The sequence below is a fragment of the Pseudomonas syringae genome (assembly GCF_000737245.1).
Classification (GTDB): Bacteria; Pseudomonadota; Gammaproteobacteria; order Pseudomonadales; family Pseudomonadaceae; genus Aquipseudomonas; species Aquipseudomonas syringae_J.
Genome location: NZ_JPQU01000020.1, coordinates 100669 through 118832, shown reverse-complemented (window position 1 = coordinate 118832; position 18164 = coordinate 100669). Strand labels below are relative to the sequence as shown.

Genomic DNA, 18164 nt, shown 5'->3' with positions numbered 1-18164 from the left:
CGCGCCAATATTGAGATCACTCCTGTAGGAGCGCGCTTGCCCGCGATAGCGTCAGTTCAATCGATTAATTCTTCGTTTGAAAAAACCACTCGCGGGCAAGCGCGCTCCTACAGTCCTTCACTGGCTCATCCAGCCCTGACCAGCTGCGCCGCCACACTGAACATCATCACCGCAACCATCAAGTCCAGCAGCCGCCAGGTAGCGGGGCGGGCCAGCCATGGGGCCAACCATGCGGCACCCACTGCCAGCGTTGTGAACCACAGCAATGAAGCGCTGGCTGCGCCCGCGACATAAGCCCCCGGGACAGTCTGCTGTGCACCGAGGGAGCCGATCAGCAAGACCGTGTCGATGTAGACATGCGGGTTGAGCAGGGTGACTGCCAACGCACTGAGCAATACGGCGCGGCGTGAGCGCAGGCCGATGACTTCACTGTGCTGCAGGCTTTGCCGAGAGCAGGCACGCCGCAGTGCCTGGCTGCCGTACCAGAGGAGAAAGATCACCCCACCCCAACGGGCCACCGCCAGTAGCGTCGGATTTTGCGCCAGCATCGTCGCCAGACCGAAAACCCCGGCCGCCACCAGCAATACGTCGCAGGCAATACACAGCATCGCAACCGGCAAGTGGTGTTCGCGGCGCAGACCCTGGGCAAGGACGAACGCATTCTGTGTGCCGATTGCCATGATCAGCCCGGCGGCGACTAACAGGCCGTTGAGATAACTCTGCCACATGAAACGTACTCCACAATGATGATCGGCCACAGGTTTGGCTGGCAATTGTGGTTAACTGCGATGTATAAGAAAAACAAATATTACTGATCGCTCATTAGAGAAACTGATGTTCGACTACAAATTGCTTTCCGCCCTCGCCGCGGTGATCGAGCAAGCCGGGTTCGAGCGTGCCGCCCAGGTGCTGGGTTTGTCACAGTCTGCAGTTTCGCAGCGGATCAAACTGCTCGAGGCGCGTATTGGTCAGCCCGTATTGGTGCGCGCCACGCCGCCGAGCCCGACCGATATTGGCCGGCGTCTACTCAACCATGTGCAGCAGGTCCGTCTGCTGGAGCGTGATCTGCAGAGTCAGGTGCCGGCACTGGACGAAGAAGGGATGCCTGAACGTCTGCGTATTGCGTTGAATGCCGACAGCCTGGCGACCTGGTGGGCCTCGGCGATTGGCGATTTTTGCGCGCAGAACAATTTGCTGCTGGATCTGGTGGTCGAAGACCAGGACGTCGGCCTCAAGCGTATGCGTGCCGGGGAGGTGGCGGCCTGTCTGTGCGGCAGTGAGCGGCCGGTCGCCGGTGCACGCAGCCAGTTGTTGGGCGCCATGCGCTATCGTGGGTTGGCCAGTCCTGCTTTTATTGCGCGTCATTTTCCGGACGGATTTGATGCGGCACGGCTCGCTCGGGTTCCCGCGCTGGTTTTCGGTCCGGACGATTTGTTGCAGCATCGATATCTTTTGTCCCTTGGGGTTGCGGGTGGTTTTGAGCATCATTTATGCCCATCGTCCGAGGGCTTTTTGCGCATGACTGAAGCCGGTGTGGCTTGGGGGCTGGTGCCTGAGATCCAGGTGCGCGAGCAGTTGCAGCGTGGTTCATTGGTGGAGCTGGCGCCCGACAAACCCGTGGATGTGCCGTTGTACTGGCATCATTGGCGTAATGGCGGGCAGTTGCTGACACGCTTGACCGGGCATCTGGCGCAGCAGGCCGGGCAATGGTTGGTGCCGCTGGAGACGAAGTGAGCGTCAGCAAGATGCGTTGATTGATAGTGTCAGACGGGTAGGAGCGCGCTTGCCCGCGATGGCGTCTGGTCAGTCGATACAAGTGTTGTCTGAACGATCCAATCGCGGGCAAGCGCGCTCCTACTGAGTCGTGCTGTTTCAAAGAGCCAAGTGATTTTTAACGGAGTGGTAAATGAAAATTCTGGTCACCGGCGCAAGCGGCTTTATTGGCGGGCGCTTTGCGCGGTTCGCTCTGGAGCAGGGGTTCAGCGTTCGGGTCAATGGTCGTCGCGCCGAAGGTGTCGAGCACCTGGTAAGGCGTGGGGCCGAGTTCATTCAGGGTGACTTGATCGACCCTGAACTGGTTCGCGAGTTGTGCCATGACGTCGAGGCCGTGGTGCATTGCGCCGGGGCAGTGGGCGTTTGGGGGCGCAAGCAGGATTTTCTTCAGGGCAATGTGCAAGTCACCGAAAACGTGGTCGAAGGCTGTCTGAAGCAACGGGTGCGCCGGCTGGTGCATTTATCCTCACCTTCGATCTATTTCGATGGCCGTTCGCACCTGAACATCAAGGAAGAACAGGTACCCAGACGCTTCAATAATCACTATGCAGCGACCAAATATCTGGCCGAGCAGAAGGTGTTCGGCGCTGAGGAATTTGGCCTGGAAGTCATCGCCTTGCGGCCGCGCTTCGTGACGGGCGCTGGAGACACCAGCATTTTTCCCAGGCTGCTCAACATGCAGCGCAAGAAGCGCTTGTCGATCATTGGCAATGGGTTGAACAAAGTCGACTTCACCGGCATGCACAACCTTAATCAGGCCATGCTCAGCAGCTTGCTGGCCGGTAGTTCCGCGTTGGGCAAGGCCTACAACATCAGCAACGGCACACCGGTACCTGTGTGGGACGCGGTCAACTACGTGATGCGCCGGATGCAGTTGCCGCAAGTCACGCGTTACCGTTCCTTTGGCCTGGCTTACACCGCCGCTGCTATAAATGAAGGCGCCTGCCTTCTCTGGCCGGGTCGACCTGAACCTACCCTGTCGCGTTTGGGAATGCAGGTGATGAGCAGGGATTTCACGCTTGATATCAGTCGTGCGCAGCAGTATCTGGATTATCAGCCGCAGGTCAGTCTGTGGGCGGCACTGGACGAGTTTTGCGACTGGTGGAAAGTGCAACACAACATGCGCGCGCCATAGGCAACAACTTCAGCGGTTATACTCGCGCTCTTCAAGTAGCCATCATCACCGTTTCACATAGGGTTCCTCATGCGTAATGATCCTTACGACGACGTCGATGACGTTCCGAATCTCAGCGCCAAGGACGATGACGACGACTTCGTTCCGGCGTCCACCTCCGCGCGCAAGCGCACCACTGTCTATTCTCGCGATACACCTGTGGTCAAGGTCAAGGCGGCCAGCACTGGCCCTTTGTGGGCGCTGGTTGGCGCGCTGTTCATTGCCTTCTGCGGCCTGGGCTGGTGGAGCTTTCAGCAGATTTCCCTGATGGAGCAACAGCTGGTTGCGACCCAGGAAAGCTTTGCGCGGATCAGTGAAGAAGCCGCCGGCCGTTTGCAGGATATCTCCGGCAAAGTGGTGGCAACCGAATCGGTGGTGGTGGATGGCGTCGCGCTCAAACAGCGCATCAAGCTAATCGAAGACCAACTGGCCGATCAGGACAAACTGCAGGAAGGCGCAGCGGGTCAACAAGCCACGTTGCAACAGCGTCTGGAGCAGATCACCACCCAGGCCACCCAGCAGCAGACCGCCAATACCCAACTGCAAGAGCAATTGAAGGCTGTTACCAGCGAGCTGACTGCGCTGAAGGCTGCAATCCCTGACACCAAGACTACCCAGGGCGATTTTGAGAAAATCGACACTCAGCTTAAAAGCCTGAATGCTGATGTGGCCGCTCTGAAGAAACAAGGCAACCCGAGCGCTGCGATTGAACGTCTGGAGCAGGACCTGATTGTGCTCAAGAGCGAACAGGAAAACCGCACGGTGCCGGTGGCTGCGGCGAACAACACCGCCGAATTTGACGCGTTCCGCGCCCAGATGACGCGCAACATCAATACGCTGCAGAGCCAGATTCAGAACCTTTCACAGCAGGTCAACGCACGCAGGTGATTGTGAAGTATTGATGACTCTGTGTGGGAGCGGTGCTTGCCCGCGATAAGGCTGGACGCAGATTACGTTAGATCGCATGCAGCCTTATCGCGGGCAAGCACCGCTCCCACAGGGTTATTTATTTCAAGTCAAGCTCTCATGGCCCCTACAGCACCGGATAATCGATATAACCCACCGGCCCCTTGGCGTAGAAGGTTTCCGGATGCGCTTCGTTCAGCGGCGCGTCCTGCTTCAGGCGAGCGGGCAGGTCCGGGTTGGCAATGAACGGCACGCCGAATGCCACCGCGTCAGCCGAGCCATTGGCCAGCCAGGCGTTGGCGCTTTGCTTGGTGAATTTCTCATTGGCGATATAAGCGCCGCCGAATGCCTTTTTCAACTGCGGACCGATGCTGTCGCCAGCTTCCCGTTCGCGCGAGCAGATGAAGGCGATACCGCGTTTGCCCATTTCTGCCGCGACGTAACCGAACGTCTCGGCCAGGTTGTCGTCGCCCATGTCGTGGGAGTCGGCACGGGGTGCCAGGTGCAGGCCGACGCGACCGGCGCCCCAGACTTCAATGACTGCATCTACTACTTCGAGCATCAAACGGGCACGATTTTCTATCGAGCCGCCGTACAGGTCAGTACGCTGGTTGGTGCTGCTTTGCAGGAACTGGTCGAGCAGATAACCGTTGGCGCCGTGGACTTCCACACCGTCAAAACCGGCCGCCTTGGCGTTTTCAGCACCAACCCTATAAGCCTCTACGACGTCGGCAATTTCCGCCAATTCCAGCGCTCGCGGGGTGACGTAGTCGGACAGAGGGCGAACCAGGCTCACATGGCCATCTGGTTTGATTGCACTCGGTGCCACCGGTGTTTCGCCATTGAGATACGACGGGTGGGAGATGCGCCCGACGTGCCACAACTGCAGGACGATCTTGCCGCCCGCGGCGTGGACGGCCTTGGTGATGTTGCTCCAGCCGCGCACCTGATCGTTGGACCAGATGCCTGGCGTATCCGGGTAGCCCACGCCCATCGGCGTCACCGAAGTCGCTTCGCTGATGATCAGGCCGGCAGACGCTCGCTGTACGTAATATTCAGCCATCAACGCGTTCGGTACACGGCCTTCGTCGGCGCGGCAGCGGGTCAGCGGTGCCATGATGATGCGGTTGGACAGTTGCAGATCGCCCATGGTGATCGGGTCAAAGATAGTCGTCATGCGTCAAATTCTCTTGAATGATCAATTGGTAGTTGGAGCCAGGACGGGGTTGCCGCTCTGGCGAAAAGTAATCAGGGGCACAGGGGGCTTACATGCCCTTATGAAGGCGGATTGAGCTCCAGCACCAGCGCCTCGATAAAGGCCTGGATCACTTCTTCATTACGTCGAAAGAAACTCCACTGGCCGACCTTCTTGCTGGTGATCAGCCCCGCCCGTTGTAACGTCGCCAGATGCGCGGAAACCGTGGATTGCGAAAGCCCCGCGCGCTGGTCGATCTGACCTGCGCAAACACCGTTTTCCGTCGAGTGGGTCTGGTCCGGAAAACAGGTGAGCGGATCCTTGAGCCAGACCAGGATGTCGCGGCGTACAGGGTGAGCCAGGGCTTTTATTATTTCGTCGAGGTCGATAGGCATGTCGTTCTCAATATGGGTCTAACGCTATATCGCGATGAAGCGAACTTTATATTTGTATTTCGCGATATACAAATATGATTTTCTGCTTAAGATAGGGCAAAACGCTATATCGGGTTATATCGATATAGGCTTGTCGAGTATTTCGGCGTAGGCTGGGCGTTATGAATTACCTCGCACACTTGCACCTCGGCGGCCAACGCCCGGCACAATTACTCGGCAGTCTGTATGGCGATTTCGTCAAAGGACCTGTGGTCGGGCGGTTTCCGGACGAGCTGGCGCAGGCGATTCAATTGCATCGCAGCATCGACGTCTTTACCGACAGCCATCCGCTGATCAAGCAAGCCATTGCCCGCTTCCCCGCCGAGCGGCGACGTTACGCGGGCATCGTGCTTGATGTGTTTTTCGATCACTGTCTGGCGCGTGACTGGACGATCTACGCGGACGTTCCGCTCTCCGCATTCACCCGCAAGGTTTACAGCGTGCTCGAGGCCGAGCCGGAGTTGCCCGAGCGGTTGGCGCTGATCGCCCCGCGCATGGCGGCTCAGGACTGGCTCGGGTCGTATCAGGAATTCGCCGTGCTGGAGCAGGTGTTGATGGGGATTTCCCGGCGCTTGTCACGGCCTCAAGGGTTGGCGGGCGCCATGCAGGAGTTGCATGCGCTCTACCAACCCTTGAGTGCTGACTTCGCCGAGTTTTATCCGTTTCTGCAGGATTTTTCTCAGGCTGCCCTGGCCGAGCGTGGGCTCTCGGCTGGCTGAGGCTCTGCAACGACCTGGGGTGTCTCAGCAACTGGTTTTTCGACGGTGACAGGAAGTTCGCCAAACAGCGCGACCTGCACTGCTTGCTGTGCTTCATAGGCCAGCGCTGCACGTTCCTTGCCCTGAGTGACAATCGGCGTCAATAACTGGATATGCACATCGCCCTGTTCGTTGGCGAACAGCCGACGCAAATGCGAGAGCAGGTCGTCATCGCCTATGAACGGGGCGATAGGGTCAGGCTTGCCATTTCGTGAATACTGAATCGCCACCGGTTGCATCATTACACCGCTGTCGATAGCACTGGACATCAAGCGCCCGTGGAAGGTGCGCAGCCCGGTGCCGTCGGTGGTGGTGCCTTCCGGAAAAATCGCCAGCGCGTTGTTCTGCTGCAAGTGATTGCCCATCTGTTTCTGAATCAGACGGCTGTCGCCCGCCCCGCGACGGATGAACAGGGTGCCGGCCTTCAACGCCAGCCAGCCTGCGACCGGCCAGGTGCGCACTTCGGCCTTGGACAGAAACGACAGTGGGACGAGCATGCCCAGTAGCGGAATGTCGGTCCACGAAACGTGATTGCTGACCCACAGCATCGGCTGGCGAGGCAGTTCGCCGCTGACCATCACGCGAAACGGCAAAGCCGCGGTCAGGCGAGCCATGAACCAGCGGCTCCAGCGCTGGCGACGGGCCATGGAATGACCAATCTTGACGCGCTCCATGCAGGCGAATGCGCCGGCAATGGTCAGGCCCAGCGCGATCACTATCAGCACCCGTGCGACTCGGGCGTAGCCACGTATCCGGCTCATTACACAGCTGCCTTGAAGTGGCGGGCGTAACGCGGGCAAAGCTCGTCACGCTTGAGCAGAATGAAAACGTCCGCAACCTGGAAGTCTTCGTCCCAGCAGGGTTCGCCGCAGATCTTCGCACCCAGGCGCATGTAGGCCTTGAGCAAAGGCGGCATTTCGCAGATCACGTTGCTCGGCAGGTCCATGGCCGGCAGTGGATTTTTCGGCTCGGCGCGCAGGTTTTCCGTGCACAGATAACGTTCGCGCAGACGCTGCATGATGGCGTGAGCCTGAATGCCGCCGTCCTGCATCGAAATGCTCGCGCAGCCCATCAGGTAGCTGTAGGAGCCTTCGTTGAGGATCTCGGCCAGTTCGCTCCACAGCACGGCAATGGTGCCGCCGTTGCGGTATTCGGGATCGACGCAGGTGCGACCCAATTCCAGGATCGGCCCTTGCAGATGGCCAAGGCCGTGCAGGCTGAATTCTTCCTCGCTGTAGAAACGGCCGATGGTGTTGGCCGCCTTGTGATCAAGGAGGCGAGTGGTGGCGACCAGCTTGCCTGTATTGAGGTCACGCACGCCGATGTGCGAGCAGTGCACGTCGTAGTCGTCCATGTCCAGACCCTGGTCTGCGCCTTTGAGTTTAGCGTTGAATTCGCCACTGAAAACGGTGAAACGCAATGCCTGTGCTTCCTGCAAAGCTTTGGTTCCGGTCAGGCGTTCGGCCTGAAGACGGCGGTCGGACGCTGTGTCGCGAATGCGGGCGATCTGAGTCATGCGAAATCTCCGTGAGCCAGCCCTGCAAGTGCGGGCATCGGCTGAAATGGCCTGGCGCTGCTGTTCAAACTCAGGCTATGCAGAGGCGATGTCATGACCATGAACGTTTGGTGATGGTTATGTGACGGGGCTGAATGAACGCAAACCCCTATGGGAGCGAATTTATTCGCGAAGGGGGCCTTACCGATCAACACCTGTGTCTGACCTACCGCCTTCGCGAATAAATTCGCTCCCACAGGAATGCATTTCAAAATGCTGGTGCAATTTCTGTCATGACCTCCTGCTAAGTTCCGGCCATCCCATTCCGAGGTCCGCCCCATGCGGTTTGCCTGGCTGTTTCTGCTGTTAATCTCGATCAACGCCAATGCCGACGCTCTACAAGCCCTTGAGAACTACGCATTCCCTGTGCGCAACGACGAAACGCGCCAGGGCATTCGTACCGATGCTTTGCTGGTGATGCGCGACGGGCAGGTGATCTATGAGCGCTACGCCGGTGAAACCCGCGCCGAGACGCCGCACCTCACTTGGTCGATCAGCAAAAGCATCATGGCGACGGTGCTAGGTGTCGCGTTTGGGCAGGGCAGGTTTCAGCTGGATGATCCGGTGGCCAGGTTCTATCCGCCGTTCAGCGCGCACCCCGGCATCACCTTGCGGCACCTGCTGAACTGGTCTTCCGGCCTGGACTGGCAGGAAGACTACGAATACGCGCCGCTCAACTCCTCGGTAGTCGCCATGCTCTACACCCGGGGTCGCGGTGATATGGCGCGCTTTACTGCCGAGCATCGCAGTGCTTATGCACCGGGTACCGCCTTTCTTTACTCCAGCGGCGACAGCAATGTGCTGTCGGCAGCGCTGCGCGGCATGGTGGGAGAAAAGGCTTATTCCGATTACCCGTGGACGGCGTTGTTCGAACCGTTGGGTATGCGCAGCGCGGTGTGGGAATCGGACCCCAGCGGGAGCTTTGTCGGCTCTTCCTACGCCTACATGACTGCACGAGACCTGGCGCGTATCGGATTGCTGATGCAGTGCGGCGGGCGCTGGAATGAACAGCAGTTATTGCCCGTAGCCTGGGTGGATTTCGTGTTGACGCCGTTTGCAGGCCTGCAGGCGAACGAAGCCTCTGGAGGCCAGTGGTGGCTTAACCGCACCGCCGACGGCGCTAAAGGCCCGTGGCCGCATGCGTCGGCTGATACCTTCGCTGCTTTGGGGCATTGGGGGCAGGCGCTGTATGTCGTGCCCAGCGCCGGGCTGGTGATCGTGCGCTATGCCGATGATCGCGACGGGAGCTACTCACATGATCAGTTGCTCAAGCTGACGCTGGCTGCGTTTGGTAAAGAGGCCCCTGCGCTGTAGGGACCGATGTGACGACGTGGGACCGGCTTTAGCCGGGAAGAGGCCAGTACAACCACTCCATATTTATCGCCTGGAATGCCGACTTCCCGGCTGAAGCCGATCCCACGACCCCAGCCCAAGCTGTGCGCTGCATTTCAATTATGTGATGAGAGAAGTCGAGATGATTACCGGATTTATACGACGTCGTCCCTTCAGCAGTCTGCTGCTATTGATGTTGGTGGCAGTGGGCGTTCTGGTCTGGCAAAACCGCGTCGCTTTAGGTGCCTTTCCGGGCATCATCAGCGCCTATACCGCCAAGGAGTATTGCTCCTGCCGCTACGTCATGCTTAATTCCGCCGACTATTGCCGTGGCTACGTCAAACAGTACGTACCCAGCAGCCTGCTGGATGACCCGGCAAATAAACGGGTATCGGCCGAAGGGCTAGGTCGCAGCAGCGTTGCCGCCTGGCAGGGTGAGCGACAGGGTTGTCGCTTGCTGCCGCCTTGATCGGTGCTGCTTGCGAACGTAGCAGTTTGCCAGCGGTCAGACAGGCGGTAAGGTTGCCCCTCAATGCGCATCTGGAGTTTGCATGCACACCACAACCCGCCTGCTGCTGGCCTTGTTGTCAGTGTTTTCGTTGTCTGCTCAGGCGAACTGGTATCTGGATAACGAGTCGTCGCGACTTTCGTTCACCTCCACCAAGAATTCTGACATTGCCGAAGTTCATCGTTTCCTGACGCTGCACGGCAAGGTCGACCGTCAGGGGCTGGCTGAAGTCGAGGTTGAGCTGGAGTCGGTCAGCACTGGCATTGCCCTGCGCGATGAGCGAATTCGCGAGCAGGTTTTTGACGTGGAAAAATTCCCCCGGGCGAAAATCAACGCCCAGCTCGATCTGCGCCCCATCAACGATCTGGCACCCGGCGCACAGTTGGAACTGCGCCTGCCGCTGATTGTGCAGCTGCATGGCAAGTCCCACAGCTATCGGGCGGAGTTGCTTGCCACGCGGCTTGATGAGCGACGCTTTCAGGTGGTGACGCTTGAACCGCTGGTGGTCAATGCTCAGGACTTTGGTCTGGTGCCCGGCTTCTCGGCACTGCGTAGCGCTGCGGGCTTATCGGCGGTGAGTCTGTCGGTTCCCGTGGGCGCCGTCTTGATCTTCACGGCGCGCTGATCATGTCCGGAGCGATTTTTCCTTGGCGCAAGGACAACCAGTTTCAGTTGCTGATCGACGGTCCAGCCTTTTTTCCACGCATGATCGCTGCCATTGACAGCGCGCAGCAGCAAGTGGAGCTGGAGCTTTATCTGGTCGAAGCCGGGGCCTGCGCCGACGCGGTGGTCCGAGCGTTGGTGGATGCGGCACAGCGCGGTGTGATCGTCCGCTGCCTGTTCGACGATTTTGGCGCACAGGCTTTCACCCTCAGCCTGCGCAAACGACTGAACGATGCAGGCGTCATCATGCGTTACTACAACCGCATTCATTGGCGGCGCGGTATTCGCAACTTCTATCGCGACCATCGCAAGTTGCTGTTGGTCGACAAGCAGCTGGCGGTGGTAGGCGGCACCGGGGTTACCGACGAGTTCTGGCAGCCATCGGCAGATGTCAGTGAATGGCATGAAGTGATGGTAGAAATCACCGGTCCGATGGTGATCGATTGGCAAGCGTTGTTTGATCGTCAATTTCACGCCAATGAACGTCGCACTGCATGGCGTCCAGCAGAAAACTTCGGTCTGCCGCGCCTGCCCAAAGTGCCGGTTTCCGGGGATGGTCTGGGCCGGGTGGCCTATGCCGACGCCCGCCAGCATCGCGACATTCTCCAGTCACTGGTGCGCGCCTTGAATAGCGGCCAAAAACGCATCTGGCTGGCAACGCCGTATTTCCTGCCGACCTGGAAAGTCCGTCGCTCGCTGCGACGGGCTGCGGCGCGGGGCATCGATGTTCGTTTGCTGCTCACCGGTCCGCGCACCGATCACCCATCAGTGCGCTACGCCGGACACCGTTACTACCCACGTCTATTGCGCGCGGGCGTGAAGATCTTCGAATACCAGCCGTGCTTCCTGCATCTGAAAATGGTGCTGATTGATGACTGGGTCAGCATTGGCTCGTGCAACTTTGATCACTGGAATCTGCGCTTCAATCTGGAAGCCAACCTTGAAGCCCTCGACTCGGGTCTGACGCGGGATGTGGTTGCCAGCTTTGAGAAGGATTTTGCCGTGAGCAAGGAAATCACTCTGGCGCAGTGGAAATCCCGACCATTGTGGAGCCGGATCAAACAGCGCTTGTGGGGTTGGGTAGATCGGTTGGTGGTGAATGCGTTGAATAGGCGGGGGTGACGTTCGGGCGGGAACTGTAATCCTAATCCTGTGGGAGATTCTATGTTTGCTCGCAAGCGGATGTGACGACGTGGGACCGGCTTTAGCCGGGAAGAGGCCCGGACATCCACCCAATATCCATCGTCTGAAATGCCGCCTTCCCGGCTAAAGCCGGTCCCACGTCGTTAGCAATAACGCGTTATCGTTCTTCGCGGGCAAGCACCGCTCCCACAGGGGGCGCAATGTGGTCCTCTTAATAAAAAACCCGCATCGCTGCGGGTTTTTTATTGGGCCGCCGAGGTGCTTACTGCACTTCTACCGCCAGGCTGTCGCTGATCTTTTTCTGCCAGATCTGCGGACCGGTGATGTGGACGGATTCGCCCTTGCTGTCCACCGCTACCGTGACCGGCATGTCTTTGACTTCGAACTCGTAGATCGCTTCCATGCCCAGTTCGGCAAAGGCCACGACTTTCGACTTCTTGATCGCTTGCGCCACCAGATAGGCTGCGCCGCCGACCGCCATCAGGTACACGGCTTTGTAGTCCTTGATCGCTTCGATGGCCGTTGGACCGCGCTCGGACTTGCCGATCATGCCCAACAGGCCGGTCTGATCGAGGATCTGCCGGGTGAATTTGTCCATCCGCGTGGCGGTGGTCGGGCCAGCCGGGCCGACTACTTCTTCGCGCACCGGATCAACCGGACCGACGTAGTAGATAAAGCGACCTTTGAGGTCCACCGGCAGGGTTTCGCCCTTGTTGAGCATTTCGACCATACGCTTGTGGGCGGCATCGCGACCGGTGAGCATCTTGCCGTTGAGCAGAACGGTTTCGCCCGGCTTCCAGCTTTGCACGTCTTCCGGTGTCAGGGTGTCGAGGTTGACGCGACGGGCTGACGGGCCGGCTTCCCAGACGATTTCCGGGTACGCGTCCAGCGATGGCGCTTCCAGGGACGCAGGGCCGGAACCATCGAGCACGAAGTGGGCGTGACGAGTAGCGGCGCAGTTGGGGATCATGCACACCGGCAAGGACGCTGCGTGGGTCGGGTAGTCCATGATCTTCACGTCGAGCACGGTGGTCAGACCACCGAGGCCCTGAGCGCCGATGCCCAGCTGATTGACCTTCTCGAACAGCTCGAGGCGCATCTCTTCGATACGGTTGGACGGGCCGCGCTTCTTCAGCTCGTGGATGTCGATGGATTCCATCAACACTTCCTTGGCCATCACGGCTGCTTTCTCGGCAGTGCCGCCGATACCAATGCCGAGCATGCCCGGTGGGCACCAGCCCGCGCCCATGGTCGGAACGGTTTTCAGTACCCAGTCAACGATCGAGTCGGACGGGTTGAGCATCGCCATCTTCGATTTGTTTTCCGAGCCGCCGCCTTTGGCAGCCACGTCCACTTCCACGGTGTTACCCGGAACGATGGAGTAGTGAATCACGGCCGGCGTGTTGTCCTTGGTGTTTTTACGCGAGCCTGCCGGGTCGGCCAGGATCGATGCACGCAATACGTTTTCCGGCAGATTGTAGGCGCGACGTACGCCCTCGTTGATCATGTCGTCCAGGCCCATGGTGGCGCCGTCCCAGCGCACGTCCATGCCCACGCGCACAAACACGGTGACGATCCCGGTGTCCTGGCAGATCGGGCGATGACCGGTGGCGCACATGCGCGAGTTGATCAGGATCTGCGCCATGGAGTCGCGGGCAGCAGGCGACTCTTCACGCAGGTACGCCTCGTGCATGGCCTGAATGAAATCTACCGGGTGGTAGTAGGAAATGAATTGCAGGGCGTCGGCGACGCTTTGAATCAGGTCGTCTTGCTTGATCACGGTCATGGGGCGCGCTCCTCTATCAGGTCGGGAACATTCAATAATGTGCCGAGCCATCTCCAACCCGTTGTTGTATCAGTGATGTATCAGGGCTGTAACAGTTATATGGCTGCGACAAAAAGGCGCGGCAGTATAACCCGTCGCTCGCACAGGTCCATCCATCGGTTATCAAGTGCACTATTGTCAGGCTCGAAGCGCAACTGCGCCAGTTAACATGGGGATTTGCGCGCAATCGCAGGTACGACGGGCGCTGCGGGGATTTTTTGTTGATTGCTTTTGTACTTTATTGAACGTATTTATTCATTTGGGTGGGCAACCTTTCGCTAACGAAGCTAGAGTTTGGTCCCTGGTGCCAGTATGGGAAGGAATCCTTTTTGAGCACGACGAACACAAGACAAATCTCTCCGGCTACGCAATCTTTGTTTTTAAGGCGTTTCGGTCTGGCTGTCGCGACCTATCTGGTGGTGATGTCCCTTAGCTGGCTGGCTGTCTATGCCGGAGAGCTTCATCAGCCACTTCACGTCGCGTTGATCGGTTGCACCTTGGTGATTGTCAGCCAGCTTGTGCTGCTGGTGGTGTTTCTCAGCAAGTTCAACCAGCGATTTGCCGACGCGAGCCTCACCGAGTTCCAGGTAACGCTGGCTTTGACCTGGCTGACCTGGCTGGTGTTTTATCTCGATACCGCGCGCGGGGCGTTTCTCATCCTGTACGCGCCGATTTTGCTGTTCGGCCTTTTCCAACTCACGCCCATGGTTTTTGCCCGCTGTTCGCTGCTGGTGCTCATCAGCTTTGCCGGGATCAATGTCTGGGAGTTTTCCACCGGCCGTATGCAGCATGTGGCAACTGCCGTTCTGCAGTTCAGTGCGTTGTTTGTCATGCTGTTATGGCTCAGCCTTTTCGCGGGCTACGTGTATGCCCAGCGTCAGCGTTTGCGTCAGCGCCGTTATGCCTTGCAGGCCCATCAGGAGACCCTGCGCGGCATGATGGTGCAGCTTGAAGAGCTTGCCGCCACCGACGAACTCACCAACCTGTACAATCGCCGTTATTTTCTGCGCATGGCAGCCCGTGAGCTGAACCTGCTGGAGGGTGAGACTTGCCACGGTCTGGCCCTGATCGACCTTGATCACTTCAAGCGCATTAACGATAACTACGGGCATGCGGCGGGCGATCAAGTGTTGCAGGCATTCGCCCAGCGTGCTGAAAACTGTCTTCGCGACACAGATGTGCTGGCCCGTTACGGTGGAGAAGAGTTCGTGTTGTTGATACCCCTGTGTACGGAGCGGAAGTTGATCGAGTGTTGCGAGCGGGTTCGCGAGTCTTACGCTCAGGTCAAACTCGATGTCTTGCCTGACGTCAGTCTGAGCCTGTCCATCGGCATGACCTTGCTAGAGCGTGGCGACAATCTGGATGAAGCCTTGCAGCGCGCCGATCAGGCGCTGTATCTGGCCAAACGCACTGGACGCAATCGATGTGTGGCTGGCTGGGAAAACGTAGATGCCTGAATTGCAGGTGGGGGAGCGTCGCTGGACGGTCGCCCCGGGAAGCAACTTGCTTGACAGCCTCAATCAGGCTGGAGTCGCCGTTCCCTATAGCTGTCGAGCTGGAAGTTGCCATGCGTGTCTGGTGCGTTGCGTTGACGGTGAGCCGGCCGATGCGCTTCCTGAAGCGTTGGACCCAGGCAAGCATCAGCAAGGCTGGCGTCTGGCCTGCCAGTGCCGCGTTGTTGGAGATCTGACGATCCAGGCTTTTGATCCATTGCGTGACGGTTCTCCTGCTGTGGTGTCGGGCTGCGATTGGCTAAGCCCAACCGTATTACGTCTACGCCTGGAGCCTGAACGCCCGTTGCGTTATCGCGCCGGACAGCACGTGGTGCTGTGGACCGTCGGCGGTGTCGCCAGGCCTTACTCCCTGGCGAGCCTGCCCGGCGGGGATCCTTACCTGGAATTCCACCTCGATTGCCATCAGCCCGGCGCATTTATCGACGCCGCCCGGCAATTGAAGATCGGTGATCCCATTGGCCTTGGCGAGCTGCGTGGTGGCGCGTTGCAGTACGATCCTGACTGGCAGGAACGGCCACTTTTGCTACTGGCTGCCGGGACCGGGCTTGGGCCTCTATGGGGCGTTCTGCGTGAAGCCCTGCGCCAGGATCATCAGGGGGCAATTCGTCTTGTGCATCTGGCGCGGGACGAAAGTGAGCACTACCTGCGCCAGGAGCTGGAGGAAGTGGGTGCGCAGGTGCAACTGGTCACGCCACAGAATCTGGCAACCACACTGGCTGACCTGCGCATGTTGTCGCGCAAGAGTATGGCGCTGGTTTGCGGCAGCCCGAACAGTGTTGAAGATTTTGCCAAGCGCCTGTATCTGGCCGGCCTGCCGCGCAATCAGGTGTTGGCAGATGTGTTTTTGGGGCGGGAATGAGACCGCAGCGCCTGCGAAGTCGTACTCCTCAAGCCCTTCAGGACTCGGTTTCATGGGCGTAGCTGCATACTCTTTGAACGGCAATGCAAAACCTGTGGGAGCGAGCTTGCTCGCGAAGACCATACTTCGGGTTCGGCAAATCTGCTGGTTGTGCCTGCCCTTTCGCGGGCAAGCTCGCTCCCACGCAATTACCGTGATTCCGGGCCTTAGCAGCTGTGCCTGAAGGCTTGCATTGAACAGCCAACAAAAAGCCCCGGCTCTTGCGAACCGGGGCTTTTTAGTTACTGCGCGGGGCGGTCTTAGACCAAAGGATCGCCGACGTGCAGGATCTTCATGCCGTTGGTGCCGCCGATGGTGTGGTAGCTGTCACCTTTGGTAAGGATGACCCAATCACCTTGTTCCACCAGACCACGCTTGAGCAGCTCGTCGACCGCTGCCTGACTGACCTGGCCAGGTGGCAGGTTGGCTGGGTCGAACGGTACGGTGTACACGCCACGGAACATGGCCGCGCGTGCCTGAGTTCCGCGGTGCGGGGAGAACGCGTAAATCGGAACCGAAGAACGAATCCGCGACATGATCAACGGGGTATAGCCGCTTTCAGTCAGGGCAATGATCGCTTTCACACCGGGGAAGTGGTTGGCGGTGTACATGGCCGCCAGGGCGATGCTTTCGTCACAACGGGTGAACGAGTGGCCGATACGGTGGCTGGAGGTCTTGCCGGTTGGGTGCTTTTCAGCGCCGACGCAAATACGCGCCATGGCTTGCACCGCTTCGATCGGGTAAGAACCGGCAGCACTTTCAGCCGAGAGCATCACGGCGTCGGTGTAGTCGAGCACGGCGTTGGCGACGTCTGATACTTCGGCGCGGGTCGGCATCGGGCTGGAGATCATCGACTCCATCATCTGTGTGGCAACGATCACCGCTTTGTTGTGACGGCGCGCGTGCAGGATGATGCGTTTCTGTACGCCGACCAGTTCTGCGTCGCCGATTTCAACACCCAGGTCACCACGAGCAACCATGACTGCGTCACTGGCGCGGATCAGTGCATCGAGCACTTCGTCGTTGGCCACTGCTTCAGCGCGTTCGATCTTGGCAACCAGCCAGGCGGTGCCACCGGATTCGTCACGCAGTTTGCGTGCGTATTCCATGTCGGCGGCGTCGCGTGGGAAGGACACCGCCAGGTAATCCAGGTCCATTTCCGCGGCGAGCTTGATGTCCAGCTTGTCTTTTTCGGTCAGCGCTGGCGCTGTGAGGCCACCGCCACGACGGTTGATGCCTTTGTGATCTGACAGTGGACCGCCAATCAATACGGTGCAGTGCAGTTCGTCAGCTGTCTGGGTATCGACGCGCATGACAACACGGCCGTCGTCGAGCAGCAGCTCGTCGCCAACGCCGCAATCCTTGACCAGATCCGGGTAGTCGATACCCACGATTTGCTGGTTGCCTTCGGTCAGCGGGTGAGCGGTAGAGAAGGTGAATTTGTCACCCACCTTCAGCTCGATCTTCTTGTTCGCAAACTTGGCGATACGAATTTTCGGCCCTTGCAAATCGCCCAGCAGAGCGACGAAGCGCCCGTGTTTGGCGGCGATTTCGCGGATCAGCCTGGCGCGTGCCTTGTGCTCATCCGGGGTGCCGTGGGAAAAGTTCAGACGGGCAACGTCCAGACCCGAGAGGATCAGTTGCTCGATGACTTCTGGTGAATTACTCGCAGGGCCAAGGGTGGCGACGATTTTGGTGCGGCGTACGGTCATGCACAAACTCCTTATATGAAGCGCAGCGAGAGGCTACTACTGTCTTGATCCGAAGTCATTGTTCGTTTCACTGCCTTGAACTCCCGCAGCCGGATGCGGACAGACGATTGGTCGTAAAACGCCTTGAAGAAATCCGGGTTTGGGTCGATACATTGCAGAGCACAGGAGAGTCCCATGCGAATCGTGATGATTTTAGTATTGCTGGCCGCCGTCGGTGGCTGTACCCGTTTGTCGATGGATTCCAATTTGAACAGCGCCTACCGTTCGTATGATCGTGGCGACTGTGAAAACGTCATGTTGAGCCTTTCCAAGGTCGACCGTCAAAGCCGCTCACGGCGTTACATTCAGCCTGAGGTGTCGATGCTGCGCGGTCAGTGTCTGGAGCGTCAGAAGTTGTTCGTTGATGCGGCGCAGACTTACCAGTTCATCATTACCCAATATCCCGCCAGCGAATACGCGTTCAGGGCCCGTGCTCGCCTGGAAACCCTTGCTCAGTTGGGTCACTATCCCAGAGTGCAGGCCGCCCAGACGAGGCGTGCTTCACGGTAGTTACACTCGAATGGATAGGCGGTAGCGGTCTTGGGTGGCTGTCTGGCCGCTTTGCGCTACGCTTTGTAAAGTTGATGATTAAAGAGTGACTTGGACAGGCGCGTGCGAGTCAGAGACACATTCTGCGATTTATCCACCTTGAAGCATTTGTTCGCAGCGTTTGTGCAGTTCAAGGCTGCGACAATCTGGAAGATTTAGCGCGACCATGCTCAATGGTCTATGACG

Annotated in this window: 18 protein-coding genes; 11 read left to right on the top strand and 7 right to left on the bottom strand. The window is 58.6% G+C overall.

The window, feature by feature from the left end:
* Positions 1 to 125: 125 nt before the first annotated feature.
* A complete protein-coding gene (locus IV01_RS19500) occupies positions 126 to 728 on the bottom strand; it encodes a LysE/ArgO family amino acid transporter (protein WP_032626735.1) in 603 nt (200 codons plus the stop codon).
* Between the two features lie 106 nt (positions 729 to 834).
* Between IV01_RS19500 and IV01_RS19505 the strand changes: the two genes are divergently transcribed.
* The 3 genes from IV01_RS19505 (at position 835) to IV01_RS19515 (ending at position 3835) form a co-directional block, all read left to right on the top strand.
* Complete coding sequence (locus IV01_RS19505; RefSeq protein WP_032626733.1) at positions 835 to 1734, top strand: LysR family transcriptional regulator ArgP; 900 nt, start codon at positions 835 to 837, stop codon at positions 1732 to 1734.
* Positions 1735 to 1906: 172 nt separating this feature from the next.
* Positions 1907 to 2908 carry an NAD-dependent epimerase/dehydratase family protein gene (locus IV01_RS19510; RefSeq protein ID WP_032626731.1) on the top strand — a complete coding sequence of 334 codons (1002 nt, stop codon included), beginning with the start codon at positions 1907 to 1909 and terminating at the stop codon, positions 2906 to 2908.
* A 69-nt stretch (positions 2909 to 2977) separates the two neighbouring features.
* Positions 2978 to 3835 carry a hypothetical protein gene (locus tag IV01_RS19515; protein WP_032626730.1) on the top strand — a complete coding sequence of 286 codons (858 nt, stop codon included), beginning with the start codon at positions 2978 to 2980 and terminating at the stop codon, positions 3833 to 3835.
* A gap of 145 nt (positions 3836 to 3980) precedes the next feature.
* Here the strand turns inward: IV01_RS19515 and IV01_RS19520 are convergent, their stop codons facing one another.
* Together IV01_RS19520 and IV01_RS19525 are read right to left on the bottom strand one after the other, a co-directional pair.
* Positions 3981 to 5030: an alkene reductase gene (locus IV01_RS19520; protein WP_032626727.1), complete on the bottom strand. Its 1050-nt coding sequence runs from the start codon at positions 5028 to 5030 to the stop codon at positions 3981 to 3983.
* Between the two features lie 98 nt (positions 5031 to 5128).
* Positions 5129 to 5443, bottom strand: a complete 315-nt coding sequence (locus IV01_RS19525; RefSeq protein ID WP_032626725.1) for an ArsR/SmtB family transcription factor — start codon at positions 5441 to 5443, stop codon at positions 5129 to 5131.
* Between the two features lie 161 nt (positions 5444 to 5604).
* Between IV01_RS19525 and IV01_RS19530 the strand changes: the two genes are divergently transcribed.
* On the top strand, positions 5605 to 6201 hold the full coding sequence (locus IV01_RS19530) for an ACP phosphodiesterase (RefSeq protein WP_032626724.1): 597 nt from the start codon (positions 5605 to 5607) through the stop codon (positions 6199 to 6201).
* Here the strand turns inward: IV01_RS19530 and IV01_RS19535 are convergent.
* A complete protein-coding gene (locus IV01_RS19535) occupies positions 6162 to 7001 on the bottom strand; it encodes a lysophospholipid acyltransferase family protein (RefSeq protein WP_032626722.1) in 840 nt (279 codons plus the stop codon). The two genes, IV01_RS19530 and IV01_RS19535, sit on opposite strands and share 40 nt — an antisense overlap.
* On the bottom strand, positions 7001 to 7756 hold the full coding sequence (gene olsB / locus IV01_RS19540; RefSeq protein WP_032626720.1) for an L-ornithine N(alpha)-acyltransferase: 756 nt from the start codon (positions 7754 to 7756) through the stop codon (positions 7001 to 7003). The genes IV01_RS19535 and olsB overlap by 1 nt, the downstream gene beginning before the upstream one ends.
* A 318-nt stretch (positions 7757 to 8074) precedes the next feature.
* On the opposite strand from olsB, the gene IV01_RS19545 reads away from it, so the two are divergent.
* The 4 genes from IV01_RS19545 to IV01_RS19560 all read left to right on the top strand — a co-directional run bounded on the left by IV01_RS19545 (position 8075) and on the right by IV01_RS19560 (position 11420).
* Entirely contained in the window at positions 8075 to 9109 is a 1035-nt protein-coding gene (locus IV01_RS19545; RefSeq protein ID WP_050507305.1) for a serine hydrolase domain-containing protein, read from the top strand.
* A 160-nt stretch (positions 9110 to 9269) separates the two neighbouring features.
* A complete protein-coding gene (locus IV01_RS19550) occupies positions 9270 to 9596 on the top strand; it encodes a hypothetical protein (protein WP_032626718.1) in 327 nt (108 codons plus the stop codon).
* A gap of 82 nt (positions 9597 to 9678) precedes the next feature.
* A complete protein-coding gene (locus IV01_RS19555; protein ID WP_032626717.1) occupies positions 9679 to 10260 on the top strand; it encodes a YceI family protein in 582 nt (193 codons plus the stop codon).
* A 2-nt stretch (positions 10261 to 10262) separates the two neighbouring features.
* The gene (locus tag IV01_RS19560; RefSeq protein ID WP_032626715.1) at positions 10263 to 11420 is read left to right on the top strand and encodes a phospholipase D-like domain-containing protein; all 1158 of its coding nucleotides are present in this window, start codon (positions 10263 to 10265) and stop codon (positions 11418 to 11420) included.
* A gap of 283 nt (positions 11421 to 11703) precedes the next feature.
* On the opposite strand, the gene IV01_RS19565 is transcribed toward IV01_RS19560, so the two are convergent.
* Positions 11704 to 13227 (bottom strand): fumarate hydratase, encoded by a 1524-nt coding sequence (locus tag IV01_RS19565; protein WP_032626713.1) that lies wholly within the window; start codon positions 13225 to 13227, stop codon positions 11704 to 11706.
* A gap of 461 nt (positions 13228 to 13688) precedes the next feature.
* Here IV01_RS19565 and IV01_RS19570 point away from each other — a divergent pair, with 461 nt between their 5' ends.
* Both IV01_RS19570 and IV01_RS19575 read left to right on the top strand, forming a co-directional pair.
* A complete protein-coding gene (locus IV01_RS19570) occupies positions 13689 to 14723 on the top strand; it encodes a sensor domain-containing diguanylate cyclase (RefSeq protein WP_080290222.1) in 1035 nt (344 codons plus the stop codon).
* A complete protein-coding gene (locus IV01_RS19575) occupies positions 14716 to 15639 on the top strand; it encodes an iron-sulfur-binding ferredoxin reductase (protein ID WP_032626711.1) in 924 nt (307 codons plus the stop codon). The genes IV01_RS19570 and IV01_RS19575 overlap by 8 nt, the downstream gene beginning before the upstream one ends.
* A gap of 299 nt (positions 15640 to 15938) precedes the next feature.
* Here the strand turns inward: IV01_RS19575 and pyk are convergent, their stop codons facing one another.
* Complete coding sequence (pyk, locus tag IV01_RS19580; protein WP_032626709.1) at positions 15939 to 17390, bottom strand: pyruvate kinase; 1452 nt, start codon at positions 17388 to 17390, stop codon at positions 15939 to 15941.
* Positions 17391 to 17564: 174 nt separating this feature from the next.
* Between pyk and IV01_RS19585 the strand changes: the two genes are divergently transcribed.
* The gene (locus IV01_RS19585; RefSeq protein WP_032626707.1) at positions 17565 to 17939 is read left to right on the top strand and encodes a tetratricopeptide repeat protein; all 375 of its coding nucleotides are present in this window, start codon (positions 17565 to 17567) and stop codon (positions 17937 to 17939) included.
* Positions 17940 to 18164 lie beyond the last annotated feature (225 nt).